The organism is Burkholderia semiarida (assembly GCF_029268935.1).
In the GTDB taxonomy this organism is placed as follows: domain Bacteria; phylum Pseudomonadota; class Gammaproteobacteria; order Burkholderiales; family Burkholderiaceae; genus Burkholderia; species Burkholderia semiarida.
In genome coordinates this window covers 300,080-325,577 of sequence record NZ_JAHLCL010000005.1, presented here as the reverse complement: position 1 = coordinate 325,577, position 25,498 = coordinate 300,080, and the positions used below count along the sequence as shown (strand labels likewise).

Here is a 25,498-nt window from a genome sequence, read left to right as displayed (position 1 = left end):
GCCGCGTCGCCGCCCGCCGCGAACCGCACGCCAGCGGCCGCTCGGGGTTCGGTCCCGCGTGCGCGCCGTCGGGAGAAGCATCGCGCGTGCCCGCCCCGTACGCCCGTGCAGCGCCGGCTTTAGCGCGGTGCGTGCGTGTCCTCGTCGTCCGGGAAATAGCGCGTGTCGGTCAGTTGAGCGATGCCGTCGAGATCCGGAAAGATCGTCGCGATGCTCACGCCGACGCCGGCAAGCTCCTGCCGGATCGACGCGAACCGGGCGCCCGGCACGGCGATGCGCACGAGGCGGCCGGCGAGATCCGCGTCCTCGTCGAGCGGCACGAAGCGCCCGCCGCGCGCGTCATAACGGTGAATCGTGAACCAGCCGTCCTGCGCGGTGATCCTGGGCATGACGTGACGCGGCCGGAACACCTTGGTTCGCGTGACCTCCAGCGGCGCGCGCCGGTCCGCGGCGGTCGCGATGTCTTCGGCGTCGTGCGACAGGCACCACACCACGCCGTCGCCGCCCGATTCGCCCGCGCGCCTGACCGCGAACCACAGCGCGGCCAGCGCGTTGCCGGACCAGTCGAGCAGGCGCGTGCGCATCCCGTGCTGCTGCGCGAGCGCGAGCCAGTCGCATGCCTCGAGGTTCTGCCCGGGTTCGAGATGCGGCAGCGCGCGCCGCGTGAATTCGTCGAGCATCCGCGCTTCGACGTCGGGCGACGCGTGCTGCCGCGCGATGCCCGGCGCGAGCGGCCAGCCGGCATTGCACTGGCCGCGAAAAAGCCGCAGCGCCATCGTCTGCCGCTGCGCGCCGATCATGGTCATGTAGTCGGCGACGCTGTCGATCGAGCGGCCTGTGCTCTCGCGCTTACCGTCCATGCATCGCCCCTCCCGTCGTGCCTGCCCGTACACGCGGCCATCGGCTCGGCGCGCGTCCGACGTCGCCGCTTGCCGGATGCGGAACCACCGGTACGGTCGCCCGCGTATCGCCGTCTCGCATCGCGGTTCACGGCGTGCTGCCGTGCTCCTTCTGCCAGCGCTCCATCAACGCGATCTCGTCGCGCTGCGCGGCGACGATCCGGCTCGCGAGTTGCCGCAGCGTCGGATCCTTGCCGTATTTGAGTTCGACCTGCGCCATGTCGATCGCGCCCTGGTGATGCGGCGCCATGTGCGCGACGAAATCGCGGTCGGCGTCGCCCGTGTACGGCGCGCTTTCCATCGCTTCCATCATTTTTCGGTCGGCGCGCTTGAACGCCTGCGTGGACGTGTCGGGCACGCTGACCGGATTGGCCGGGCGCAACTGTGCGGCCGCGGGCAGCGCCGACGCGCACGCCGCGAGCAGCGCGCTGGCGGCACAACGGCGTATGGATGAACGGTTGAATGCACGCATGAGACGAATCCTCGACAAGAAAGTGAACGGTCCACGTGCGTCATCCCCCTTCCGTTCGCACGCATTGAAACGGCTGAGGCCGCGCGACCCGCGTTACCGCCACCACGCACGCGCGTCGCTGGGCGCGACCAGCGTGCGAATGCGACCATCGTTGCGCTCCGGTCAGCTTGCTCGTTGCTCGCGGATGCCGCGTGCAACCGCCGTGCCCGACGCACGCGGCGCGGCACGTGCCTTGCGCGGCAGCCCCGCATCGGCTCATCCCGAACCAAGGAGAAACGGCATGGCGACAGTGGCGGATTTCATCGTCCAGCGGCTGTACGACTGGGGCGTGCGCCGCATCTACGGCTACCCGGGCGACGGCATCAACGGCTTTTTCGGCGCGCTGAACCGCGCGGACGGCAAGATCGAATTCATCCAGGCGCGCCACGAGGAGATGGCGGCCTTCATGGCGTCCGCGCATGCAAAATTTACAGGCGAGCTCGGCGTATGCGTCGCGACCTCGGGCCCCGGCGCCACGCACCTCGTGACGGGCCTGTACGACGCGCGGCTCGACCACATGCCCGTGCTCGCGATCGTCGGCCAGCAGGCGCGCGCGGCGCTCGGCGGCCACTATCAGCAGGAAGTGGATCTGCCGGCCCTTTACAAGGACGTTGCGGGCGCATTCGTTCAGCTTGCGACGGTACCGGGCCAGGTGCGGCACCTGGTCGACCGCGCGGTGCGCACCGCGCTCGGCGCGCGCACGGTCACCGCGCTCGTGCTGCCGAACGACCTGCAGGAGCTCGACTACGCGCCGCCGAAGCGCGCGCACGGCACCGTGCATTCAGGGGTCGGCTATACGGCGCCGAAAGTCGTCCCGTACGCGGACGACCTGCGGCGCGCGGCCGACGTGCTCAATGCGGGATCGAAAGTCGCGCTGCTGGTCGGCGCCGGCGCGCTGAAGGCGACCGACGAGGTGATCGCGGTGGCCGACCGGCTCGGCGCCGGCGCCGCGAAGGCGCTGCTGGGCAAGGCCGCGCTGCCGGACGACCTGCCGTGGGTCACCGGCTCGATCGGGCTGCTCGGCACGAAGCCCAGCTACGAGCTGATGACCGAATGCGACACGCTGCTGGTCGTCGGCTCCGGTTTTCCGTATTCGGAGTTCCTGCCGAAGGAAGGCCAGGCGCGCGGCGTGCAGATCGACCTGAAGGCCGACATGCTGAGCCTGCGCTATCCGATGGAAGTCAATCTGGTCGGCGACAGCGCCGAGACGCTGCGCGCGCTGCTGCCGCTCCTGAACGAGCGGCGCGACACCGCATGGCGCGACCGGATCGCGAAATGGAACCACGACTGGCGCGAGACGCTCGCCGCCCGCGCGGCCGCGAAGGCCAGCGCGGGCCGCGGTGTGAATCCGCAGCGGGCGTTCACCGAGCTGTCGCCGCGCCTGCCCGACGACGTGATCCTGACGAGCGATTCGGGATCCTGCGCGAACTGGTATGCGCGCGACCTGATGATGCGGCGCGGGATGATGGGATCGCTGTCCGGCGGCCTCGCGTCGATGGGCGCCGCGGTGCCTTACGCGATCGCCGCGAAGTTCGCGCACCCGGTGCGCCCGGTGATCGCGATGGTCGGCGACGGCGCGATGCAGATGAACAACATGGCCGAGCTGATCACGGTCGCGAAGTACTGGCGCCAGTGGCCCGACCCGCGCTGGATCTGCATGGTGCTGAACAACGAGGACCTGAACCAGGTCACGTGGGAGCAGCGCGTGATGGAGGGCGACCCGAAGTTCGACGCGTCGCAGCAGATCCCGAACGTGCCGTACTACCGCTTCGCGACCCTCCTCGGCCTCAAGGGCATCTACGTCGACGATCCGGAACAGCTCGGCGCCGCGTGGGACGAAGCGCTCGCGTCCGACCGACCGGTCGTGCTCGAAGTGAAGAGCGACCCCGAGGTGCCGCCGCTGCCGCCGCACGTGACGCTGCAGCAGGCGAAGCATTTTGCCGAAACGCTGGCGAAAGGCGACCCGCGTGAAGCCAACGTGATCGTCGAGACCGCGCGGCAGGTGCTGTCGGCCGTGCTGCCCGGCAACGGCGAACACGGCGACAAGGCCGACAAAGGCAGCAAGGGAGGGAAAAGCGACTCGTAAGCAAGGCAAAGCGCGGACGGCGCGGCACCTAGCCGATGTCGACGTCGTCCGGCCCGTTGCCCTGCAGCGCGAGCGCCGCGTTCACGAGGCCGACCTGCGCGAGCGTGAACGGAAAATTCCCGCACAGGCGCCGCGCGTGCACATCGTATTCCTCGGACAGCAGCCCAACGTCGTTGCGCAGGCCGAGCAGCCGCTCGAACAGCGCGTGTGCATCGTCGTCGCGTCCCTGCATCGAGTACACCTGCACGAGCCAGAAGCCGGCCGCGAGAAACGCGCCTTCGTCGCCTTCGCAGCCGTCCGCGAAACGCGGCGGCCGATAGCGGAACGGCAAGCCGTCGTCGATCAGTTCGCGCTCGATCGCGGCGACCGTCGCGACCACACGCGAGTCGGACGCGTCGAGCATCCCGGTCAGCGGAATCAGCAACAGGCTGACGTCGATGCCGTCGCCGTCGAAGCGATCGACGAAGCGACCCAACTGCGCGTGATAGCCGTGTTCGAGCACCTCCGCGCGCACCGCGTCGGCCCAGCGCCGCCACGTGTCGAGCGGCGCGTGGTGGCCGAATGCGCGCGCGGAACGGTACGCGCTTTCGACCGCAGCCCATACCATCACCTTCGACGACGTGAACGGGTGCCGGCCGCTGCGCACCTCCCAGATGCCTTCGTCCGGTTGCGGCCAGATCGTCGCGAGATGTTCGAGCAGCCGCCGCTCGAGCATCCACGCGTCGTCGTCGGGCGGCAGCCCGTGCCGGCGCGCCTGGTACAGCGCGCCGAGCACCTCGCCGTACACGTCGAGCTGCAACTGGTCGGCCGCCGCGTTGCCGAAGCGCACCGGCTGCGCGCCTTCGTAACCGGCCAGATGCGCGGCCTCCCACTCGGCCGCGCGCCGGCCGCCGTCGGCCGCATACAGCACCTGCAGTTGAGACGGATGATCGGCGATTGCGCGCACGAGCCAGTCGCGCCAACGCGCGGCTTCGTCGCGATAGCCGCAGCGCACCAGCGCGCGCAGCGTGAAACTCGCATCGCGCAACCAGCAGAACCGGTAGTCCCAGTTGCGCTTGCCGCCGAAGCGCTCGGGCAACGAACTGGTCGGCGCCGCGACGATGCCGCCGGTGCGCAGGCTCGACAGCAGTTTCACCGTGATCAGTGCACGCTCGATCGCGTCGCGATGCGGGCCCTCGGCGGCGTTGCAATCCGACCAGACGCGCCAGAATGCCTGCGTGTCGCGCAGCGATGCGTACGCATCGGGGACGGCCGGCGCCGGGTCGAACGAGCGCGCGTAACTGATGCAGAAATCCACCTGCTCACCCGCCGCAATCCGTCGCGTGCCGACCAGCCGGTCGCTCTGCACGTCGAGCCGCGCATCCGTGTCGAGCCACATCGCATCGCCCCCCGTCATCATTCGCCAGCGCCGGCCGAAATGCCGGCACCATGGCAGCGCGCTGCCATAGTCGAAGCGCACGCCGAGATCGACGTCGACGTCGACTGTCCCGCGCTCGCCCTTCACGCTGCGGATCAGGCATGGATCGGGCGCGTTCCAGCTCATCCAGTCGGTGATCGTGATGCAGCCCGACGAGGTGTCGAACGCCGTTTCGAGCACCGCGGTGCCCGGCAAATAGCGGCGTGTGGCGCGGGCATCGCGCTCGCGCGGCGCGATTCGCAACCGGCCGTTGTCCGTCGTACCGACGAGCGCGGCGAAGCACGGCGGCGAATCGAAGTCCGGCCAGCAGAGCCAGTCGATGCTGCCGTCGCGCGCGACGAGCGCCGCGCTGCGTCCGTCGCCGACGAGCGCGTAATCCTCGATCCGCATCGCGCTCACCGGTTCCATCTGCGCGCGGCGGCAAATGCAGCCGCGAGCACCGCGACGGTCGCGCCGAATGCGAGCGCGCGCGATGCGCCGAGCCCGGCCTCAGCGCCCGTGCGGCGCGCTTCGTCAGTGAACGCGCCGCGCGTCGCATGGCGGCCCGGCACGGGCTCCCACAGGTTCGACGGGCGTGGGCCGGCCGGCGCCGCGCGCTGCTGGCCGCGGATGGCCGTCCACGCGAGATAGCGGTCGAAGCAGCCCGGCGCGAGGCCGTTCGCGACGATCGCCGCGAGCGACGACCAGCCGACCCAGCGCTCGCGGCACGGATGCCGCGCGGCGTGCACGATCGCATCGGCCGCCACTTCCGGCGCATAGACCGGCGCGACCGGACGCGGCGCGTGCGGCAGCACGGATTCGGCCCAGTCGAACTGCGGCGTGTCGATCGCGGGCAGTTGCACCATCGTCACGCGCACGTGACTGTGCGCATGCAGCAGCTCGCAGCGCAGCGCGTCGGTGAAGCCTCGGATCGCGTGTTTCGCGCCGCAGTACGGCGCCTGTAACGGGATCGACCGGTACGCGAGCGCCGAGCCGACCTGCACGATCGTGCCGCGGTTGCGCGGCGCCATCCGCGCGAGTGCGGCCCGTGTGCCGTATACGCAGCCGAGATAGGTGACGGCCGTCACGCGCGCATAGTCTTCCGGCGAGATTGCGTCGAACGGCGCGAACACCGTGACCATGGCGTTGTTGACCCACACGTCGAGCGGCCCAAGTTCGTGTTCGATCCGCTCGACCGCCGCGTCGAGCGCGGCCGCATCGCTGACGTCGACGGCGATCGGCAGCGCCTGGACGCCATACGCGCGTACCTCGCACGCGGTGTCGTGCAGCGCGCGCGGATCGCGAGCGAGCAGCGCGACGTTCGCGCCGAGTCGCGCAAACGCGTGAGCGGTCGCGCGACCGACGCCAGCGCTTGCACCCGTGATCGCGACGGTCTTCACGGTCGATTCCTCTCCTTTCCGATGATCGCCGGCACGCCGTCGAAGCTTTCGCGTCGCGGCGTGCCAGAACGCGATCGGCGCAGCAAACGGCATGCCATCGGCCGCCGGGGTCGTATTAGCTCGGCGTGTACCGTGAGTGGTGGCCCAATTTACAAGTCGGCTGTAACGCCCGGTCGTCGTGTACATCATCCCGCCCTTCCACGGCCGCATGCGTGCGAGCCGCACGCGCATGAAATTTGCTCCGCCGCGAACGGCCGTCGTCATGCCGCCCAACCCGGCAAGGAGTCGCGTTGCCCGTTCCGCCGTTGATGAAAACCCGTCATGTCGCATGGATCGCACCGGTCGCGTGGACGATCGTGCCGATCGTCGCGCGCGCGGCCGCCGCGCCTGCCGAGCCCGGCAATCCGTCCGCCCCGTTGCCGCTCGCGTACGTCGTGCACGCGGCCGGCCCCGCGGCGCAGCCGGTGTTCGTGCTCGGCTGGGCGCTGCTCGCGCTGTGCACGTTCGTCTGCGTCGCGATCGCGGTGCTGCTGCTGATCGCGCTGTTTCGCCGTCGCGCGCAGGCAGGCGCCGGCCACGGCAGCGGGCTGACGATCGTGACCGTGGGCACCGCGATCTCGATCGCGCTGCTGTTCGGCGCGCTCGTCTACATGCTGCGGGTGCTGGGTGCCGTCGCCGCGCCGCCGCGTCCGCCCGCGCTGACGATCGCCGTGACCGCGCAAGACTGGTGGTGGGCCGTGCGTTATCCGGACGATATTGACGGGGCCGGCTTCGTCACGGCGAACGAGATCCATATTCCGGTGGGCAAACCCATCGCAATCGAACTGAAGAGCGCCGACGTGATCCACGCGTTCTGGGTGCCGCAACTCGCCGGCAAGACGCAGACGATACCCGGCCAGACCAATCGCCAATGGCTGCAGGCCGACCGGCCGGGCGTCTATCGCGGGCAGTGCTCGCAATACTGCGGCGCGCAGCACGCGCACATGGCGTTCGAAGTCGTGGCCGAGCCGCCGGCCGCGTTCCGTGCGTGGCTCGCCGCGCAGCGCCAGCCGGCCGCGGCCCCCGCGGCGAGCGCCGAACGCCGCGGCCAGCGCGTGTTCGCCGCGCGCTGCGCGGGCTGCCACGCGGTGCGCGGCACCGACGCGGCGGGCGACGCGGGCCCCGATCTCACGCACGTCGGCACGCGCCGGCTGCTCGCGGCCGGCACGCTCGACAACACACCTGACAACCTGCGCCGCTGGGTCGCGCACGCGCAGCAGATCAAGCCGCAGTCGCTGATGCCGTCGATCGCGCTCGCGCCGCGCGACGCCGACGATCTCGCCGCGTATCTGGCGACGCTGCACTGAACCGAGGATGCCGATGGCCATTGCCCGCGACACGCCGGCCCCGCTCAACCGCGTACCCGATCTCGGCGAAGCGCCGCCCGGTTCCGCGCACGAGCGCGCGCTGGCCGAGCTGTGGGAATCGGAACCCGGCTGGCGCGGCTGGCTCGGCACCGTCGATCACAAGCGCATCGGGCTGCGCTACATCGTCACCGCGTTCGCGTTCCTGCTGCTCGGCGGCGTGGAGGCGCTCGTGATGCGCATCCAGCTCGCACGACCGAACGCGACGCTGCTCACGCCCGCGCAATACGATTCGCTGTTCACGATGCACGGCGTCACGATGATCTTCCTGTACGCGCTGCCGGTGCTGTCCGGCTTCGCGAACTACCTGTGGCCGCTGATGCTCGGCTCGCGCGACATGGCGTTCCCGCGGCTGAACGCGTTCTCGTACTGGTCGTTCCTGTTCGCCGGGTTGTTCCTGTACGCGAGCTTTCCGCTCGGCGCGGTGCCGGACGGCGGCTGGTTCAACTACGTGCCGCTCACGTCGCTCGACTACAGCGCCGGCGCGAACATCGACATCTATGCGCTCGGGATGATCCTGCTCGGCATCTCGACGACCGGCGGCGCCGCGAACTTCGTCGTCACGCTGCTGCGGATGCGCGCGCACGGCATGTCGATCGACCGCGTGCCGATCATCGTGTGGGGCACGCTGACCGCGTCGGTCGCGAACCTGGTGGCGGTGCCGTCGGTGAGCCTCGCGTTCCTGCTGCTGTGGCTCGACCGCAATGCGGGCACGCACTTCTTCGACGTCGCGCATGGCGGCCGGCCGCTGTTGTGGCAGCACCTGTTCTGGATGTTCGCGCATCCGTGGGTGTACGTGGTCGTGCTGCCGGCGATGGGGATCGTATCCGACGCGCTACCGACCTTCTGCCGGCGGCCGCTCGTCGCGTACGAGGCCGTCGCGGTATCGACGGTAGCGACGATGCTGATCGGCTTCGAGGTGTGGGTCCACCACATGTTCGCGACCGGCATCGCGCCGCTCGCGCTCGCGTTCTTCGGCGCCGCGAGCATGCTGATCTCGATCCCGAGCGCAGTCGCGGTGTTCGCGTGGATCGCGACGATCTGGACCGGACGCCCCGTGTTTCGCACGCCGTTCCTGTATTTCGCGGGCTTCGTGCTGATGTTCGTGATCGGCGGCGTGTCGGGCGTGATGACGGCGGCCGTGCCGCTCGACTGGCAGCTCACCGATACGTACTTCGTCGTCGCGCACCTGCATTACGTACTGCTCGGCATCAACGTGTTCCCGGTGCTCGGCGGCGTCGCGTACTGGTTCCCGAAGTTCACCGGGCGGATGATGAACGAGCGGTTCGGCCGCTGGACCTTCTGGGTCGTGCTGATCGGCTTCAACCTCGGCTTCTTCCCGATGCACGTTTCCGGGTTGCTCGGAATGCCGCGCCGCATCTATACGTATCCATCTGGAATGGGCTGGGACACGTCGAACCTGCTGACGACGATCGGCTCGTTCGTGTTCGGGATCGGCATCGTGATGTTCGTCGTCAACGCGCTGGTGAGCGCACGGCGCGGCGTGCGCGCCGGCGACAATCCGTGGGGCGCGGCGGGCCTCGAGTGGTCGGTCGCGTCGCCGACGCCCGTGTACAACTTCGCGGTGCTGCCGCTCGTCGCGTCGCGGCATCCGCTGTGGGAAACGCGCGACGATCCGACGCGCACCAGCCTGCGGATCGGCTACCGGCTCGCACACGGGCGCGAGGCGCTCGCGGTCACGCCGCTCGCCGCGGCGCCGAGCGCGATCCTGAAGATGCCGGACGACAGTTGCGTGCCGTTCGTGCTCGCGCTGCTCGCGACCGCCGTGTTCGCGGCGATGCTCGCGCGCTCGCCAACGCTCGTGTGCGTGGCCGCGGCCGGTTGCGCGGTCGCCATCGCCGTGTGGCTGTGGCCGCGCCGCGCGCTCGGGCAACGTGCTCAACTGCCCGCTCGCGCGAACACGCAGGCACCTGCCGCGGCCGCCGGGGCGCGCCCGGCCGAACCGCCGTCGGCGACGGTGCCGGCCGGCGCGCCGGCCGCCTGCCTCGACCCGCTGCCGATCGGCAGTTGCGGCGAACGCGCGGGCGGCTGGTGGGGTGTGCTCACGCTGATCGTGACCGAGGCCGGGCTGTTCGGCTATCTGCTGTTCTGCTATTTCTACCTGCAGTCGCAATGGTCCGCGCCGTGGCCGCCCGAAGGGATGCCGAAGATCGGGCTCGCGGCCGTCAACACGGTCGTGCTGCTGTCGAGCAGCGTGTTCGTGTGGCTGGCCGAGCGCGCGGTGCGGGCCGAGCGGCAGGCCCGCGCGGTCGCGATGCTCGTCGTCGCGCTGGTGCTCGGCACCGCGTTCGCGCTGGTCCAGCTTCACGAATGGCGCGACCATCCGTATGGCCCGACCGCGCACCTGTACGGCAGCCTCTATTTCACGATCACCGGGTTCCATCTCGCGCACGTCGTGGCCGGCCTCGCGATCCTCGCGCTGCTCGCGGGGTGGACGGCCGCCGGTTTCTTCAGCCGCGAGCGACGCGTCGCGCTGACGGTCGGCGGGCTCTACTGGCACTTCGTCGACATCGTGTGGCTGTTCATCTTCACCGCGCTGTACGTATCGCCGTTCTGGCTGAGGAGCACGGGATGAGCGACGCCCGACGCGCGTGGACCCCGCTGCTCGCGATCGCGGCCGGCCTCGTCGGCGCGCCCGCGCTGTGGTTTGCGCAGATGCTCGTGTCCGAAACGCTCGCGTCCACCGCATGCTATCCGCTCGGCGTCGCGCAGGCCGCGCCGCGCTGGACGCACGTCGGCGTGTGGCTCGCACTGATCGCCGCGGGCGCGTTCGCACTGGCCGCGGCCTGCGCGACGTGGCTCGCGCGGGCGTGGCGGCACCGATATCGACGCGATGCCGATGCGCCCGCCGTGACGCGCGACGACAGTACGCGCTTTCTCGCGCGCTGCGGAATGCTCGCCGCGCTCGGCTTCGTGATCGGTCTCGTGTTCACGGGAATCGTCACGGCTTTCGTGGGGCCTTGCAGTCCATGGCGCTGATCTCGTTCGCTTCGTGCTGCGTGCCCGGTCGCCGTGCGGGTGTCGCGCTCGCGCTGTGTGTCATGCTCGGCGCGTGCGACATGCAGCCCGACGACAACGCAGCGGCAGCCGGCGATACGGGCGGCGGCGCGTCGGCGGCCGAAGCGCCCGAGCCCGCGTCGGGCTGGCGGTTCGTGCGGATTCACGCGTCGGCGGCCGATGCCGGTGCGTCGATGTCCGCTCGTGCGAGAGAGGATCCGCGGCTTTCACGCCAGCGGGAGGCGAGTGTCGCCAATTCGGCAGCGTCCGGCGCTTCCGCCCCGCCGCCGGACTCCGCTTCCGCGTCGACCGCCCGCCGCCCGGTCATTGCCGCGGCGGCGGCGAGCGCCGACGCCGCGACGATCGCGCGCGGCCGCTATCTCGCGCTGGCCGGCGATTGCGCCGCGTGCCACGACGCGGCCGACCATACGCCGTACGCGGGCGGCCAGCCGGTGAATTCGCCGTTCGGGCCGATCTATGCGCCGAACATCACGCCGGACCCGACGCACGGGATCGGCCACTACACGCTGCGCCAGTTCGACGACGCATTGCGGCGCGGCGTGCGCGCGGACGGCAGCCGGCTGTATCCGGCGATGCCGTACCCGTCGCTCGCGCACCTGACCGACGACGACGTGCGCGCGCTGTACGCGTATTTCATGCGCGGCGTCGCGCCGTCCCCGAACGCGGCGAAGCTCACGCAACTGCCGTTTCCGTTCAACCAGCGCTGGGCCCTCGGGCTGTGGAGCCTCGCGTTCGCGAACCGCGACCGGTTCACGCCTCAGCCGTCGCAATCAGCGCAATGGAATCGCGGCGCCTATCTCGTGCAGGGGCTCGGCCATTGCGGCGCATGCCATACGCCGCGCGGGCCGGCCTACAACGAACGCGGCTACGACGAACGCAGCCCCGCGTTCCTGACCGGCGGTATCAACGATCACTGGTTCGCGCCGAACCTGACCGGCGCGGACCCGGACGGCCTCGGCCGCTGGTCGACCGACGACATCGCCGCGTTCCTGCGCAGCGGCCATGCGGCGCGCGGCTCGGTGTTCGGCGCGATGGCGCCGGTCGTCGGCGAAAGCACCGCGTTGCTGACGGAGGACGATCGTCGGGCGATCGCCGTGTACCTCAAATCGTTGCCCGCGCAACCGACCGCCGCGACGAATCCGCTGGGCGTCGGCGTGCCGCGGTTGACGCCCGCCGGCCCGCGCGCGGAAAGCGGCCAGCAAGCGCCCGGGGCCGGTGTGTATGCGGGGTTCTGTGCGCGTTGCCACGGTGCGGACGGCACGGGCGTGCGCGATCACGGGCCGGCGCTCGCGAGCAGTTCGGTCGTGCTGGCCGCCGATCCGACGAGCACGATCCGGATCGTCGTCGAAGGCGCTCGGCCGGCGCCGGGTGAAAACGGCCCCGTGCAGCGGATGCCGGCGATGCGCGGCACGTTGACGAGCGGAGAAATCGCGGCGGTGGTCAGTTACGTGCGCGGCGCGTGGGGGAATCGGGCGGCGCCGGTGTCGGAGCAGGATGTGAGGCGGTTGCGGGGAGCGATCCATCGGTAGCCGCGTGCCGCATGCAGGGCTTCCCGCACGATGCCGACCGGGGCGACACGAATGGGCCGGCGCGACTTCCGGCCCGCCCCTGACGGCATCAGCTGTGAGCCGCCGCGCGTGCGTGCGCGCGCTTGCGAAGAGTCGGCTCAGCCCCGGATGCCGCTTCGGCGGTCTGCGTGATTGGCGCAACGGTCAGATGCAATCCCAACGCGGCGACAACCTTCATGATCGTCGCAAACTCCGCGTTTCCGCCTTCCGACAGCGCACGGTAGAGCGCTTCACGCTTCACGCCGGACTCGCGCGCCAACGCCGTCATGCCACGCGCTTTCGCGACGTTCCCCAACGCGGCCTGGATCAGTCGAGGGTCCCGATCTTCGAATGCCTGCGCCAGGTAGTGACGAATCGCTTCCTCGTCCTTCAGGTACTTCGAGCCATCGAATTCGGCCAGCTCGCTGATTTTCATATTCGCGCGATCATCAGAGGCTCCGGCGCTACCGCTACCGGCTCGCAACGGCCTCGGCCTCCGGCGCCTGCCATCCTCCACCGAGCGCCTTGAACGCCGCGACCGCCGCACGCGCCGATTCGGTTCGCGCCTGCACGCGTTCGTCGGACGCGCGCAGCAAGCTTTCGTCGGCCTGCAACACTTCGATCAGGCTGACGACGCCTTTCTGGTACGCCGCGAACGACGCGGCCCGCGCGCGGCCGAGCGAATCGACGCCGCTGGCCAGCACGGCCGCCTGTTCGTCGCGCTTGACGAGCGCAGAGAACGCATTTTCGACATCCTCGGTGGCGTGCAGCGCCGCGAGCCGATACGCGGCCAGCATTTCGGCTTCCTTTCCTTTGGCGTCGGCAATCTGCGCATTGATCCGGCCGAAGTCGAACAGGCGCCAGCGCAGGCCGAGCACGCCGGCCGCCTGGTTCGCACCGCCGGCAAACAGGTTGCCCGCGCCCATCGTCGTCGCGCTGCCGAGCAATCCGCTCAGCGAAAACTTCGGGTAATACTCGGCAATCGCCACGCCGATGCGCGCGTTCGACGCCGCAAGGCGTCGCTCGGCGACCATCAGGTCGGGCCGCCGCCTGAGCAATTCGCCCGGCGTGCCCGTCGCCGCGATCCGCGGCGCCACCGGCACGTCGCCGCCGTCGAGCAATTCCGCGCGATGCGTGCCGGGCTGCGCACCGAGCATCACGTCGAGCGCATTCATCGCCGTGTCCAGCGCCGCTTCGAGCACCGGCACCGTCGCACGAACCTGCGCGAGCGCACCTTCGGCCTGCCTGACCTGAAGCTCCGCCGCGAGCCCCTTCCCGTACAGCAGATTGATCGTCGACAACAGATCCTGCTCGGTCCGCACCTGATGCCGCGCGACCTTCAACCGGCCCTGCAACCCGCGAATCGTGATGTAGATGTCGGCCGTCTGCGCGGCGACGGCCAGGCGCGTGGCGACCGCCGCCGCTTCGGACGCCTGATAGTCGGCAAGGGCGGCTTGCCGCCCGCGGCGCAGCCCGCCGAACACATCCAGTTCCCAGCTCGCGTTGAAATCGGCTTCGTAGGCGCTCCCGTGACGGTCGAAACCGGGCGTCGAATTCAGAACGCGCCCCAACGGCGTTTCGACCGACTGATAGACGCGCGCGGCCTGGCCCGTCACATTGCCAGACGGCAACAGCGCCGCATTGGCCGCCCCGAGCCCAGCACGCGCTTGCGTGACGCGGGCCGCGGCCTGCGCGAGATCGAGGTTCTGTGCAAGCGCGAGCGTGACGAACCGGGTCAACTGCGGATCGCCGAAGCCCGTCCACCACGTCGCGAGTTCGGCGTCGGCCGCCGCGCGCCGCTGCTCCACGGCGCTCTGGCCCTGGAAGTACTGCGGCATGGCGACGTCCGGCCGCACGTAGTCGGGACCGACGGCGCATCCGGCAGACAGGAGCGCGGCGAGCAGCGCGGCAACGATGGGTTTCGGTAGCATGACGGTTTCAGTCAAGATCAGGCAGTGACTATAATACCAAATAGTCACTCGTTGTCCATCCCTGCCAGCCGCAACCCATGAAAGAAAACACCGCTTCCCCCGCGCCCGCACGCGGCCCGGCCGATCACGACGTGCGCGACCAGATCGTGGCCGCCGCCACCGAGCACTTCAGCCGGTACGGCTACGAGAAGACGACCGTGTCCGACCTCGCGAAGTCCATCGGCTTCTCGAAGGCCTATATCTACAAGTTCTTCGAATCGAAACAGGCGATCGGCGAGATGATCTGCTCGAACTGCCTGCATGAAATCGAGACCGACGTGCGCGCCGCCGTCGCCGAAGCGGAACTGCCCACCGAAAAGCTGCGGCGCATGTTCAAGGTCTCTACCGAAGCGAGCCTGCGGCTGTTCTTCCGCGACCGCAAGCTGTACGACATCGCCGCGTCGGCCGCCACCGGCAACTGGCAGTCGGTGCAGGCCTATGAGGCCCGTGTGCAGAAGCTGCTGCAGGAGGTGCTGCAGGCGGGCAGGCAAAGCGGCGAGTTCGAGCGCAAGACGCCGCTGGACGAAACCGCGACGGCGATCTACCTCGTGATGCGGCCGTACCTGAATCCGCTGCTGCTGCAGTACAACCTCGACACGACCGACGCCGCGCCCGCGCAGTTGTCGAGCCTGGTGCTCCGCAGCCTCGCCCCATGAACCGACATCGTTTGTGACCATTGACTATTTTGGTCACTAGATACACAATGAAAGCCCCGATCACCTCGTCAGTGGGTCTTTCATGGTCCGGCGTCGCCTCGCTCTCCTTGCAGTCGCTTCCGCGCTGCCCCTCGCGCTAGCCGCCTGCAGCGGAAAAGCGCCTTCCGATCCGCGCACGGAAGCGCCGCTCGTGCGTACCGCCATCGTGCACGCAGCCGCGCCCGCATCGCGGTCGTTTACCGGCACCGTCGCCGCCCGCGTGCAGAGCGACCTCGGGTTCCGGGTGTCCGGCAAGGTGCTGGAGCGGCTCGTCGATACCGGGCAAACCGTCCGCCGCGGCCAGCCGCTGATGCGCATCGACCCCGTCGACCTGAAGCTCGCGGCGCGCGCACGCGATGAAGCGGTGGCCGCGGCACGGGCACGAGCGCGGCAGACCGCCGAAGACGAAGCGCGCTACCGCGACCTGCGCGGCACCGGCGCGATATCGGCATCGGCCTATGACCAGGTCAAGGCCGCGGCCGACGCCGCGAAAGCCCAGTTGAGCGCCGCCGAGGCCGACGCCGACGTCGCGCGCAATGCGACCGGCTACGCGGAACTGGTCGCGGACGGCGACGGCGTCGTGATGGAAACGCTCGCGGAGCCCGGCCAGGTCGTCAGCGCCGGCCAGCCGGTCGTGCGGCTCGCGCACGCCGGCAGCCGGGAAGCGGTGATCCAGCTGCCGGAAACGCTGCGCCCCGCGGTCGGATCCATCGCGCAGGCAGAGCTGTTCGGCAGGCCGGGCGCGAGTGTCCCCGCGACGCTGCGCCAGTTGTCCGACACCGCGGATGCGCGAACGCGCACGTTCGAAGCGCGCTACGTGTTGCAGGGCGCGCTGGCCGCCGCACCGCTGGGCGCGACCGTCACGATCCGCATGCCGGACGACGCGCGCGCGGCGCCGCAAGCCGGCCTGCAGGTACCGATCGGCGCGCTGCTGGATGCAGGCAAAGGGCCCGGCGTGTGGGTCGTCGCGGGCGATCCGGCCAAGGTGGGATGGCGGCCCGTCACGGTCGAGCATCTGGACGACGACAGCGCACGCGTGTCCGGCGCACTGAAGCAAGGCGAGCGGGTCGTCGCGCTCGGCGCGCAGTTGCTGCGCGACGGCGAAGCGGTTCGCGTGGCCGCCACGACCGCACACGAAGGAGCACGGCCGTGAGCGAACGCCGCTTCAACCTGTCGGCGCTCGCGGTGCGCGAGCGCGCGATCACGCTGTTCCTGATCTGCCTGATTTCGCTCGCGGGGCTCGTATCGTTCTTCAAGCTGGGGCGCGCGGAAGACCCTGCCTTTACCGTCAAGGTGATGACCATCGTCACCGCATGGCCGGGCGCGACCGCGCAGGAAATGCACGACCAGGTGGCCGAAAAGATCGAAAAGCGATTGCAGGCGTTACGCTGGTACGACCGCACCGAAACCTACACGCGCCCCGGCCTCGCGTTCACGACGCTGACGTTGCTCGACAGCACGCCGCCGTCCGAGGTGCAGGAGCAGTTCTATCAGGCGCGCAAGAAAATCGGCGACGTCGCGAACGATCTGCCGGCCGGCGTGATCGGCCCGCTGGTCAACGACGAATACGCGGACGTCACGTTCGCGCTGTTCGCGCTGAAGGCCAAGGGCGAACCGCAGCGCCTGCTGGTTCGCGATGCGGAGACGCAGCGCCAGCGGCTGCTGCATGTGCCGGGCGTGAAGAAGGTCGACATCATCGGCGAACAGGCGGAGCGCATCTACGTGCAGCTGTCGCACGACCGGCTCGCGACGCTCGGCGTGAGCCCGCAGGACGTATTCGCCGCGCTCAATGGCCAGAACGCACTGACGCCGGCCGGCTCCGTCGAGACGCGCGGGCCGGAGATCTTCATTCGCATGGACGGCGCGTTCGACAAGCTGCAGAAGATTCGCGACACGCCGATCGTCGCGCAGGGCCGCACGTTGAAACTGTCGGACATCGCCACCGTCGAGCGCGGCTACGAAGACCCGTCCACCTTCATGATCCGCAACAACGGCGAACCCGCGCTGCTGCTCGGCGTCGTGATGCGCGACGGCTGGAACGGGCTCGACCTCGGCCGCGCGCTGGACCGGGAAGTCGGCGCGATCAACGCGGAGTTGCCGCTCGGCATGAGCCTGACCAAGGTCACCGACCAGTCCGTGAACATCAGCTCGGCCGTCGACGAGTTCATGGTCAAGTTCTTCGCCGCGCTGCTCGTCGTGATGCTGGTGAGCTTCGTCAGCATGGGCTGGCGCGTCGGCCTCGTCGTCGCCGCGGCCGTGCCGCTGACGCTCGCCGTGGTGTTCGTCGTGATGGCCGCCACCGGCAAGAACTTCGATCGCATCACGCTCGGTTCGCTGATCCTCGCGCTCGGTCTGCTCGTCGACGACGCGATCATCGCGATCGAAATGATGGTCGTGAAAATGGAGGAAGGCTACGACCGTGTGGCCGCGTCGGCTTACGCGTGGAGCCATACGGCCGCGCCGATGCTGGCCGGCACGCTGGTCACCGCGGTCGGCTTCATGCCGAACGGCTTCGCGCGCTCGACCGCCGGCGAATACACGAGCAACATGTTCTGGATCGTCGGGATCGCGCTGATCGCATCGTGGGTCGTCGCCGTCGCGTTCACGCCGTACCTCGGCGTGAAGATGCTGCCGAACCTCAAGAAGTTCGAAGGCGGTCACGATGCGATCTACGACACGCCGCGCTACAACCGTTTCCGACAGGTGCTCACGCGCGTGATTGCGCGTAAATGGCTGGTTGCGGGGTCCGTCGTCGGCCTGTTCGTACTCGCCATTGTCGGCATGGCCGTCGTCAAGAAGCAGTTCTTCCCGATCTCCGATCGCCCCGAGGTCCTCGTCGAGGTGCAGATGCCGTACGGCACGTCGATTTCTCAAACGAGCGCGGCCACGTCGAAGGTCGAAGCGTGGCTCGCGAAGCAGCAGGAAGCGAGGATCGTCACCGCGTACGTCGGCCAGGGCGCGCCGCGCTTTTATCTGGCGATGGGGCCGGAGCTGCCCGATCCGTCGTTCGCGAAGATCGTCGTGCGCACCGACAGCCAGGACGAGCGCGACGCGTTGAAGGCACGCCTGCGGCGGGCGATCGCCGACGGCCTCGCGCCCGATGCGCGCGTGCGCGTGACGCAGCTCGTGTTCGGCCCGTATTCGCCGTTCCCGGTCGCGTATCGGGTCACGGGCCCCGATCCGGACACGCTGCGCGGCATCGCGGCCGACGTCGAGCGCGTGATGGCCGGCAGCCCGATGATGCGCACGGTCAATGCCGACTGGGGCACGCGCGCGCCGGCGCTGCATTTCACGTTGGAGCAGGACCGCCTGCAGGCCGTCGGGTTGACGTCCAGCGCGGTCGCGCAGCAGCTGCAGTTTCTGTTGACCGGGGTGCCCGTCACCGAAGTGCGCGAGGATATCCGGACCGTGCAGGTGGTCGCGCGCTCGGGCGGCGATGCACGGCTCGACCCGGCGCGGCTCGACGACTTCACGCTCGCCGGCGCGAACGGGCAGCGCATTCCGCTGTCGCAGGTCGGCAAGGTCGACGTGCGCATGGAAGAGCCGATCATGCGCTGGCGCGATCGCGTGCCGACGCTCACGGTGCGCGGCGACATCGCCGACGGCCTGCAGCCGCCGGACGTGTCGGCCGCGATCACGAAGCAGCTTCAGCCGATCATCGCCGCGCTGCCGAGCGGCTATCGAATCGAGGAAGCCGGCTCGATCGAGGAATCCGGCAAGGCCACGAAGGCGATGCTGCCGCTGTTCCCGATCATGCTGGCGGTGACGCTGATCATCATCATCTTCCAGGTGCGTTCGATCTCCGCGATGGTGATGGTGTTCCTGACGAGCCCGCTCGGCCTGATCGGCGTGGTGCCGACGCTGATCCTGTTCCGGCAGCCGTTCGGCATCAATGCGCTGGTGGGCCTCATCGCGCTGTCGGGGATCCTGATGCGCAACACGCTGATCCTGATCGGCCAGATTCACCAGAACGAACAGGCGGGGCTGGATCCGTTCCACGCGGTCGTCGAGGCGACCGTGCAGCGGGCACGCCCGGTAGTTCTCACCGCGATGGCGGCCGTGCTCGCGTTCATTCCGCTCACGCATTCGGTGTTCTGGGGCACGCTCGCGTACACGCTGATCGGCGGCACGTTCGCCGGGACGATCCTCACGCTGATGTTCCTGCCGGCGATGTACGCGATCTGGTTCAGGATCCGGCCCGGTCATTCCGCCGCCGCCCGCCACGGCGGCCATGAACTGGCAGCGCCTGCCACGACCGCACTTCAGCCCGCGCTGGATGCGCGCGATTGATATTCCCCATTCCCCGTATCGAAGGAAACAGCCATGTCGAATTCCACCGTTGTCGTCGTGACCGGCGTGTCGTCGGGCATCGGCCGCGTCGCCGCAGAACGATTCGCCAAACGGGGCTGCCGCGTGTTCGGCACCGTGCGCAGCATCGCGCGAACGGCGCCCGTCGCCGGCGTCGAGCTGATCGAGATGGACGTGCGTGACGACGCGTCCGTTCGATCCGGCATCCAGACGATCATCGACCGCGCCGCGCGTATCGACGTGCTCGTGAACAATGCGGGCATGAGCCTGATCGGCGCGGTGGAGGAGACGTCGGTGGACGAAGCCGACGCGTTGTTCGACACCAATGTATTCGGCATCCTGCGTACGACCCGTGCGGTACTTCCGCACATGCGGGCGCAACGGCGCGGCCGGATCGTCAATGTCAGCTCGGTGCTCGGCTTTCTGCCGGCGCCGTACATGGGGCTTTATTCGGCGTCCAAACATGCGGTTGAAGGTTTGACCGAATCGCTCGATCACGAACTGCGCCAGTTCGGCATTCGCGCGACGCTGGTCGAGCCGTCGTTTACGCGGACCAACCTGGACGTCAACGCGCCACAGGCGAGCGCGCCGATCGCCGATTACGACCGCGAGCGCACGCTCGCGGCGCGCGCCGTCCGCGACAGCGTGAAAGCCGCGCCGCACCCCGAGGGCGTGGCCGCCACCGTCGTCGACGCGGCGCTCGGCGCATGGCGGATGCGGCGTACGCCCAACGGCGAGGCGTCGCTGCTGCGCAGGTTGCGGCGCTTCATGCCGGCCGGCCCGGTCGATGCGAGCCTGCGGAAAAAATTCCGGCTCGCGTGACGCGGCCGGCCGCCGAAACGTCCGTGGACGAGGCACCCGCCATGGAAATCGGCATCATCGGAACCGGCTTGCGTACCGGCTGAGGGCGGTAGCCGGAACGCCGGGGCGCCTCGCGATGACGGCTGCCGGGGAGGAAGGCGATGCGAAGCAAGCCGCGACGCCGACACTCACCGCTGCAACACCGCCACCGCCTTGATCTCGACGATATAGCCGGGTGCGCCGCCCAGCATGTGCGCGCCGACCGCCGTCCACGCCGGCTTCGGATGCGCGCGGAGGTAGCGGTCGCGCACCTGCATGAACAGCGGCAGGTCGCGCATGTCGGTGTGGAAGGTCGTGAGATCCACGACGTCGTCGAGCGACGCACCGCCAGCTTCGAGCACGCGCTTCAGGTTCTCGAACGCCTGCACGATCTGTGCTTCACGGCCTTCGACCAGTTGCATCGCCGCGTCGCGGCCGATCTGGCCGGACACGTACAACGTATCGCCCACCTTGACCGCCGGCGCATAGCCGATTTTTTCGTACACGGCTTCCATGCCGGCCGGGACGATCGCTTCGCGTTTTTGCATGAGTGTCTCCGTGGCCGGACTCGCAGCGCCGGCCGATTGTTCGTGTGAGGATCGGTGCGCGCGCCGCTCAACCCGTATCGCCGCCCGCCACCGGCAGCACCGTCCCGGTGATATAGCTCGCTTCATCGGATGCGAGAAACAGAATCGGCGCGATCTGTTCGTCGAGCGTGCCGTAGCGCTTGAAGTACGTCGATTCGGTCACCTGCCGCACCGCTTCCCCCATCCACGCCTGTTCCTGCTCGGTGTCGCCGGCCGCATTGCGCGGCACGCGGCGCGGCGGCGCGCTGGTGCCGCCCGGCGCGGTGGCGACGACGCGGACGTTGTGTTCCGCGTACTCCATCGCGAGCGCCGACGTCAGCGCGTTCACACCGCCCTTCGCGGCCGAATACGGCACGCGGCGAATCCCGCGCGTCGCGTTCGACGAGATGTTGACGATCGTGCCGCCGCCACGCGCGATCAGGTGCGGCAGCACGGCATGGCAGGTATAGAGCGTCGGCATCAGCGAACGGCGGATTTCCGCGTCGATCTGCGCGGGCTCGAACTCGGCGAACGGCCGCATGCGAATCGCGCCGCCGACACCGTTGATCAGGATGTCGATACCGCCGAACGTCTGCACCCCGTATGCAATCGCCGCATGCGCGCCTTCGTACGTTTCGAGATCGGCGACGAAGCCGGCTGTGTCGCCGCCGCCCGCTTCCGCCGCGACCTCGGCCACGAAATCCGCGCGATCGACGAACAGTACCCTGCCGCCCTCGGCCGCCGCCCGCAGCGCGACGCCGCGGCCGATGCCCTGCGCCGCGCCCGTGACGACGACGACCTTGCCGGAGAATCGTTGCATGATCATGCCGCCTTTGCCGTGACGTTGGGGGTGAACTTCTCGTAGTGGAAGCTGGCCGGCTTCACGCCCGCTTCGTCGAAGTACTGGCGCACCGCATCGACCATCGGCGGCGGCCCGCACAGGTAGACGTCGACGTCGCCGTCGTTCAGCGCGTCGGCCGGGATGTGCTGCGTGACCCAACCCTTGCGCGGATGGCTCGACGCGGCGTCCGCGACGACGGTGGCAAAGCTGAAATTCGGCAGCTTCGCCGCAACCGCCTCGATCGCGTCGACCAGCACGAGATCGAGATCGCGCGTCACGCCGTAGACGAGGTGCACCTTCTGCTGCGACCCGCTGCGCGCGAGCACGTCGAGCATCGACAGGAACGGCGCGAGGCCCGTGCCGCCGGCGAGGAACAGCAGCGGCCGCTGCACGTCGCGCAGGTAGAAGCTGCCGAGCGGCCCGTTCAGTTCGAGCGTGTCGCCCGGTTTCGCCGATTCGAGCCACGTGCTCATCACGCCGCCCGGAATCTTCTTGATCAGGAATCCGACCTTCGTATCGCCCGGCGCGGACGAGAACGAATACGAGCGATGCTGGCCGCTGCCCGGCACGCCGATGTTCACGTACTGGCCCGGCAGGAACGCCGGTGCGCTCGCGCCGACATCGAGCTCGAGCACGACGGCCGCATCGTTGTGCTGCTCGACCTTCGTGACCGTCGCGGCGAAGCTGCTCTGCCCGGTCTTGCACGCGACCGACGACGTCGGCACCGCGATCACGCAGTCGCTTTGCGGCACCATCTGGCACGTCAGCACGAGGCCACCGTCCTTTTCGTCCTCGGTGAGCGCATCGTCGATGTAGTCGTCGCCGAGGTCGTAGCGGCCGCTTTCGGCGCGGCACTTGCAGGTGCCGCACACGCCGTCGGAACAATCCATCGGCAGGTTGATCTTCGCGCGGAAAGCCGCATCGAGCACCTTCTCGCCGGCCTTGCAGTCGATGAAGCGGGTTACCCCGTCCTCGAAATTCAATGCAATCTTGTAGCTGGACATCGCGTCACCTCCACTTCCTTTCATGGCAAACAACGGGCGTCAGACGTGATAGACGTCGAGCACCTGCCGGATGTAGTCGTTCTTCAGCACGATCTTCTTGTGCGAGATCAGCAGCGCGTCGCCCGCCTGCCGCAGCGTGACGAACACCGTGCCGAAGAAGTGGTCGGTCACGCGGTAGCGGTGATTCAGCGTATGAAAGTTGTAGCGCACGTCGACCTCGCCGTCGCGTTCGGCCAGCACCTCGACGTTCGTCACGTTGTGGCTGGTGCGCGGTTCGGGCGTCGATGCGCCGCTGCGCTCGGTCTTGATCCGGAACACGCGATCCTCGAGCCCGCCGCGATCCGGGTAGTACATCAGCGAAATCTGGCGCTGCGGATCGTCGGTCGGCCGATCGTCGTCGTCCCACGCAGGCATCCAGTACGTGACGTCCTCCGTGTAGCAGGTCAGCCATGCGTCCCACTCGCGATCGTCGAGCAGACGCGCCTCGCGATACAGCGTCGCGCAAATCGTCCGGTAATCGAAGCTCATGCCGCCACCTCCCCGCGTTCCTTCTTCAGCGCATCGCGCATCACGTGCACCCAGTGTTCGTGCTGGCACACGAACAGCCCTTCGTCCTCGCTGCGCTCGCCCGAAATGCGCGGGTTCAGCCCCATCTTCCTCGCGTTCTCGTCCGGCCCGTCGATCCACAGCGGCGCGCCGCGCGACAGGTCGTTCCACATCGCCGTGATGCCCGCATAGCCGGCCTGGCACGCGCGGAATTCCTCGAGATCGTCGGCCGTGCCCATGCCGGTCACGTTGAAGAAATCCTCGTACTGGCGGATGCGCGTCGTGCGGTCGGCTTCGCTCTCGCCCTTCGGCGCGAAGCAGAAGATGCTGACTTCGGTCTTGTCGACCGCGAGCGGACGCACCACGCGGATCTGCGTGCTGAACTGGTCCATCAGGAACACGTTCGGATACACGCACAGGTTGCGCGTCTGGTTCACGATGAAATCGGCCTGCACGTCGCCGACGCGCGCACGGATCTCGTCGCGGTGCCGGTACACGGGCCGCACTTCCGGGTTCATCGTCTTGGTCCACAGCAGGATGTGGCCGTGGTCGAAGCCGTACACGCCCGCGACCGACTTGCTCCAGCTGTTCGCGTCGACCGCCTTGGTGCCCTCTTCCTTGCGGCGGCCCATCGTCGCCGCATAGTTCCAGTGCACGGTGCTGACGTGATAGCCGTCGCAGCCGTTCTCCATCTGCATCTTCCAGTTGCCTTCGTAGATGTAGGACGAGTTGCCGCGCAGCACTTCGAGACCGTTCGGCGCCTGATCGACGATCTGGTCGATGATCACGCGCGCTTCGCCGAGGTAGTCCTCGAGCGGCAGCACGTCGGCGTTGAGGCTGCCGAACAGGAAGCCGCGATAGTTCGCGAAGCGCGCGACCTTCTTCAGGTCGTGCGAGCCGTGCGTGTTGAACTGCACCGGATACTCGGTCGTCTTCTCGTCCTTCACCTTCAGCAGCTTGCCGGTGTTCGAGAAGGTCCAGCCGTGGAACGGGCACGTGAAGCTGCCCTTGTTGCCGTGCTTGCGGCGGCACAGCATCGCGCCCTTGTGCGCACACGCATTGATCACCGCATGCAGCTCGCCGGTCTTGTCGCGCGTGATGACGATCGGCTGGCGGCCGATCCACGTCGTGTAGTAATCGTTGTTGTCGGGAATCTGGCTTTCGTGCGCCAGATACACCCAGTTCCCCTCGAAGATATGCTTCATCTCGAGCTCGTACAGCGCCGCGTTCGTGAAGATGTCGCGGCGACAGCGGAAAATGCCGGCCTCCTTGTCATCCTGCACGGCGGTTTCCAGCAGGTGATCCAGTTCGTTCGTAGCGTCGATCGTGACGGACATGATGGCTCCTTCCATGCGCGTGCCGCGTCCTGCAAGCACGCTCGCATCGGTATCGGTTGAGTCTCGGGGAACCGGCCGGCAGCGTCGGCGCACGCGCGCCGCCGTGCCGTCGGGCGGGTTATGCCGTGGCGGACGCGCGCAGGCGTTCGACGATCTGGTTGTCCTTGCCCTGTACGAGCGGCGTCAGCACGAAGTCGAATTCGATGTCCTGGTACGCGTCGGCCTTGAGCCCGAGCGCCGTGCCGCCGGTCTTCTGCGTGACGGGCGGAATCAATTCCTCGCGCGTCGCATACGCGAAGTCGTCCCAGATCAGCGGATCGCCGTCGATGTTGAACTGCGTCGTGAGCTTGCGGTGGTCGTCGCTCGTCACGAAGAAGTGCACGTGCGCGGGACGGTTGCCGTGACGGCCGAGACGGTTCAGCAGTTGCTGCGTCGCGCCCTGCGGCGGGCAGCCGTAGCCGACCGGCATCAGCGTGCGGAATTCGTATTTGCCGTCCGCGCCCGTCCTCACCGCGCCGCGCAGGTTGAAGTCGGTCTGCGCGCCGGTCGGATCGAAGTGCGAATAGAAGCCGTGCGAATTCGCATGCCAGCATTCGACCAGCGCGCCGGCCACCGGCTTGCCGTCGAGATCCTTCACCGTGCCGTGGATCACGAGCGGGCCCGCGCCGTCGTCCGCGTCGAGGTCGATCTTCGCGACGCCGTCGCGCACCGGAGCGCCCGCCACGTACAGCGGCCCCTCGATCGTGCGCGGCGTGCCGCCGTCGAGGCCGACCGCCTCGTCCTCGGCGTCCATCCGGATGTCGAGATACTTCTCGAGACCGAGGCCGGCCGCGAGCAGCGCCGCTTCGCCATCCTGACCAAGCTTGTTCAGGTAGTTCACGCCGGCCCACACTTCGTCCGGCGTGATGTCGAGATCGTCGATCGCCTTGAACAGGTCGCCGAGCAGGCGCAGCACGATCTGCTGCGTACGTGCGTCGCCCTTCGAGCCGTTTCCGCCGCTCCCGCTCGCGTTCGATGCGGCCTTCAGCAGATCCTGCACTTCGTTCGTGTCGAAAACCTTGACGCTCATGATGCTGTCTCCATGTGTATTGGGGGATGACGGTCTTTGCC

At 68.7% G+C, this 25,498-nt stretch carries 21 protein-coding genes; 9 read left to right on the top strand and 12 right to left on the bottom strand.

All coding sequences use genetic code 11. The annotated features are described in order from the left end of the window. Window positions 1-119: 119 nt before the first annotated feature. Window positions 120-860: an FRG domain-containing protein gene (locus KPB06_RS08290; RefSeq protein WP_275905367.1), complete on the bottom strand. Its 741-nt coding sequence runs from the start codon at window positions 858-860 to the stop codon at window positions 120-122. 127 nt (window positions 861-987) lie between these two features. Further along, window positions 988-1,371: a CopM family metallochaperone gene (gene copM / locus KPB06_RS08285; RefSeq protein ID WP_059575094.1), complete on the bottom strand. Its 384-nt coding sequence runs from the start codon at window positions 1,369-1,371 to the stop codon at window positions 988-990. Between the two features lie 280 nt (window positions 1,372-1,651). On the opposite strand from copM, the gene KPB06_RS08280 reads away from it, so the two are divergent. Then, window positions 1,652-3,496, top strand: coding sequence for a thiamine pyrophosphate-requiring protein (locus KPB06_RS08280; protein WP_275905368.1), 1,845 nt, complete (start codon window positions 1,652-1,654; stop codon window positions 3,494-3,496). 28 nt (window positions 3,497-3,524) lie between these two features. Here KPB06_RS08280 and KPB06_RS08275 read toward each other — a convergent pair whose 3' ends face one another. Both KPB06_RS08275 and KPB06_RS08270 read right to left on the bottom strand, forming a co-directional pair. Beyond that, window positions 3,525-5,303 carry a glycoside hydrolase family 15 protein gene (locus tag KPB06_RS08275; protein WP_275905526.1) on the bottom strand — a complete coding sequence of 593 codons (1,779 nt, stop codon included), beginning with the start codon at window positions 5,301-5,303 and terminating at the stop codon, window positions 3,525-3,527. A 5-nt stretch (window positions 5,304-5,308) separates the two neighbouring features. After that, window positions 5,309-6,292 (bottom strand): SDR family oxidoreductase, encoded by a 984-nt coding sequence (locus tag KPB06_RS08270; protein ID WP_275905369.1) that lies wholly within the window; start codon window positions 6,290-6,292, stop codon window positions 5,309-5,311. A 308-nt stretch (window positions 6,293-6,600) separates the two neighbouring features. On the opposite strand from KPB06_RS08270, the gene coxB reads away from it, so the two are divergent. The 4 genes from coxB to KPB06_RS08250 are packed head-to-tail and all read left to right on the top strand — an operon-like array spanning window position 6,601 to window position 12,263. Further along, window positions 6,601-7,638, top strand: coding sequence for a cytochrome c oxidase subunit II (gene coxB / locus KPB06_RS08265; protein WP_275905370.1), 1,038 nt, complete (start codon window positions 6,601-6,603; stop codon window positions 7,636-7,638). Between the two features lie 13 nt (window positions 7,639-7,651). Then, window positions 7,652-10,291, top strand: a complete 2,640-nt coding sequence (gene ctaD, locus KPB06_RS08260; RefSeq protein WP_104013386.1) for a cytochrome c oxidase subunit I — start codon at window positions 7,652-7,654, stop codon at window positions 10,289-10,291. Next, window positions 10,288-10,695 (top strand): hypothetical protein, encoded by a 408-nt coding sequence (locus tag KPB06_RS08255; RefSeq protein ID WP_059575088.1) that lies wholly within the window; start codon window positions 10,288-10,290, stop codon window positions 10,693-10,695. Before ctaD ends, KPB06_RS08255 begins: the two co-directional genes overlap by 4 nt. Next, window positions 10,686-12,263 carry a c-type cytochrome gene (locus KPB06_RS08250; RefSeq protein WP_275905371.1) on the top strand — a complete coding sequence of 526 codons (1,578 nt, stop codon included), beginning with the start codon at window positions 10,686-10,688 and terminating at the stop codon, window positions 12,261-12,263. Before KPB06_RS08255 ends, KPB06_RS08250 begins: the two co-directional genes overlap by 10 nt. Before the next feature lie 88 nt (window positions 12,264-12,351). On the opposite strand, the gene KPB06_RS08245 is transcribed toward KPB06_RS08250, so the two are convergent. Further along, on the bottom strand, window positions 12,352-12,717 hold the full coding sequence (locus KPB06_RS08245; RefSeq protein WP_275905372.1) for an addiction module antidote protein: 366 nt from the start codon (window positions 12,715-12,717) through the stop codon (window positions 12,352-12,354). A gap of 34 nt (window positions 12,718-12,751) precedes the next feature. Beyond that, the gene (locus KPB06_RS08240; protein ID WP_275905373.1) at window positions 12,752-14,212 is read right to left on the bottom strand and encodes an efflux transporter outer membrane subunit; all 1,461 of its coding nucleotides are present in this window, start codon (window positions 14,210-14,212) and stop codon (window positions 12,752-12,754) included. A 77-nt stretch (window positions 14,213-14,289) separates the two neighbouring features. Between KPB06_RS08240 and KPB06_RS08235 the strand changes: the two genes are divergently transcribed. The 4 genes from KPB06_RS08235 to KPB06_RS08220 all read left to right on the top strand — a co-directional run bounded on the left by KPB06_RS08235 (window position 14,290) and on the right by KPB06_RS08220 (window position 20,076). Then, on the top strand, window positions 14,290-14,907 hold the full coding sequence (locus tag KPB06_RS08235; protein WP_226093999.1) for a TetR/AcrR family transcriptional regulator: 618 nt from the start codon (window positions 14,290-14,292) through the stop codon (window positions 14,905-14,907). A gap of 82 nt (window positions 14,908-14,989) precedes the next feature. Next, on the top strand, window positions 14,990-16,099 hold the full coding sequence (locus KPB06_RS08230; protein ID WP_275905374.1) for an efflux RND transporter periplasmic adaptor subunit: 1,110 nt from the start codon (window positions 14,990-14,992) through the stop codon (window positions 16,097-16,099). Then, window positions 16,096-19,236: an efflux RND transporter permease subunit gene (locus KPB06_RS08225; RefSeq protein WP_275905375.1), complete on the top strand. Its 3,141-nt coding sequence runs from the start codon at window positions 16,096-16,098 to the stop codon at window positions 19,234-19,236. The genes KPB06_RS08230 and KPB06_RS08225 overlap by 4 nt, the downstream gene beginning before the upstream one ends. Before the next feature lie 33 nt (window positions 19,237-19,269). After that, window positions 19,270-20,076: an oxidoreductase gene (locus KPB06_RS08220; RefSeq protein WP_275905376.1), complete on the top strand. Its 807-nt coding sequence runs from the start codon at window positions 19,270-19,272 to the stop codon at window positions 20,074-20,076. 167 nt (window positions 20,077-20,243) lie between these two features. On the opposite strand, the gene KPB06_RS08215 is transcribed toward KPB06_RS08220, so the two are convergent. The 6 genes from KPB06_RS08215 to catA form a co-directional block, all read right to left on the bottom strand. Next, a complete protein-coding gene (locus tag KPB06_RS08215) occupies window positions 20,244-20,642 on the bottom strand; it encodes a RidA family protein (RefSeq protein ID WP_060310402.1) in 399 nt (132 codons plus the stop codon). 67 nt (window positions 20,643-20,709) lie between these two features. Next, a complete protein-coding gene (benD, locus tag KPB06_RS08210; protein ID WP_275905377.1) occupies window positions 20,710-21,486 on the bottom strand; it encodes a benzoate diol dehydrogenase BenD in 777 nt (258 codons plus the stop codon). After that, window positions 21,483-22,505, bottom strand: coding sequence for a benzoate 1,2-dioxygenase electron transfer component BenC (gene benC / locus KPB06_RS08205; RefSeq protein ID WP_275905378.1), 1,023 nt, complete (start codon window positions 22,503-22,505; stop codon window positions 21,483-21,485). The genes benD and benC overlap by 4 nt, the downstream gene beginning before the upstream one ends. A 39-nt stretch (window positions 22,506-22,544) precedes the next feature. After that, window positions 22,545-23,033, bottom strand: coding sequence for a benzoate 1,2-dioxygenase small subunit (benB, locus tag KPB06_RS08200; protein ID WP_059637266.1), 489 nt, complete (start codon window positions 23,031-23,033; stop codon window positions 22,545-22,547). Next, window positions 23,030-24,388, bottom strand: coding sequence for a Rieske 2Fe-2S domain-containing protein (locus KPB06_RS08195; RefSeq protein WP_275905379.1), 1,359 nt, complete (start codon window positions 24,386-24,388; stop codon window positions 23,030-23,032). Before KPB06_RS08195 ends, benB begins: the two co-directional genes overlap by 4 nt. Window positions 24,389-24,506: 118 nt before the next feature. After that, window positions 24,507-25,457, bottom strand: a complete 951-nt coding sequence (gene catA / locus KPB06_RS08190) for a catechol 1,2-dioxygenase (protein ID WP_060967449.1) — start codon at window positions 25,455-25,457, stop codon at window positions 24,507-24,509. Between the last annotated feature and the right edge of the window lie 41 nt (window positions 25,458-25,498).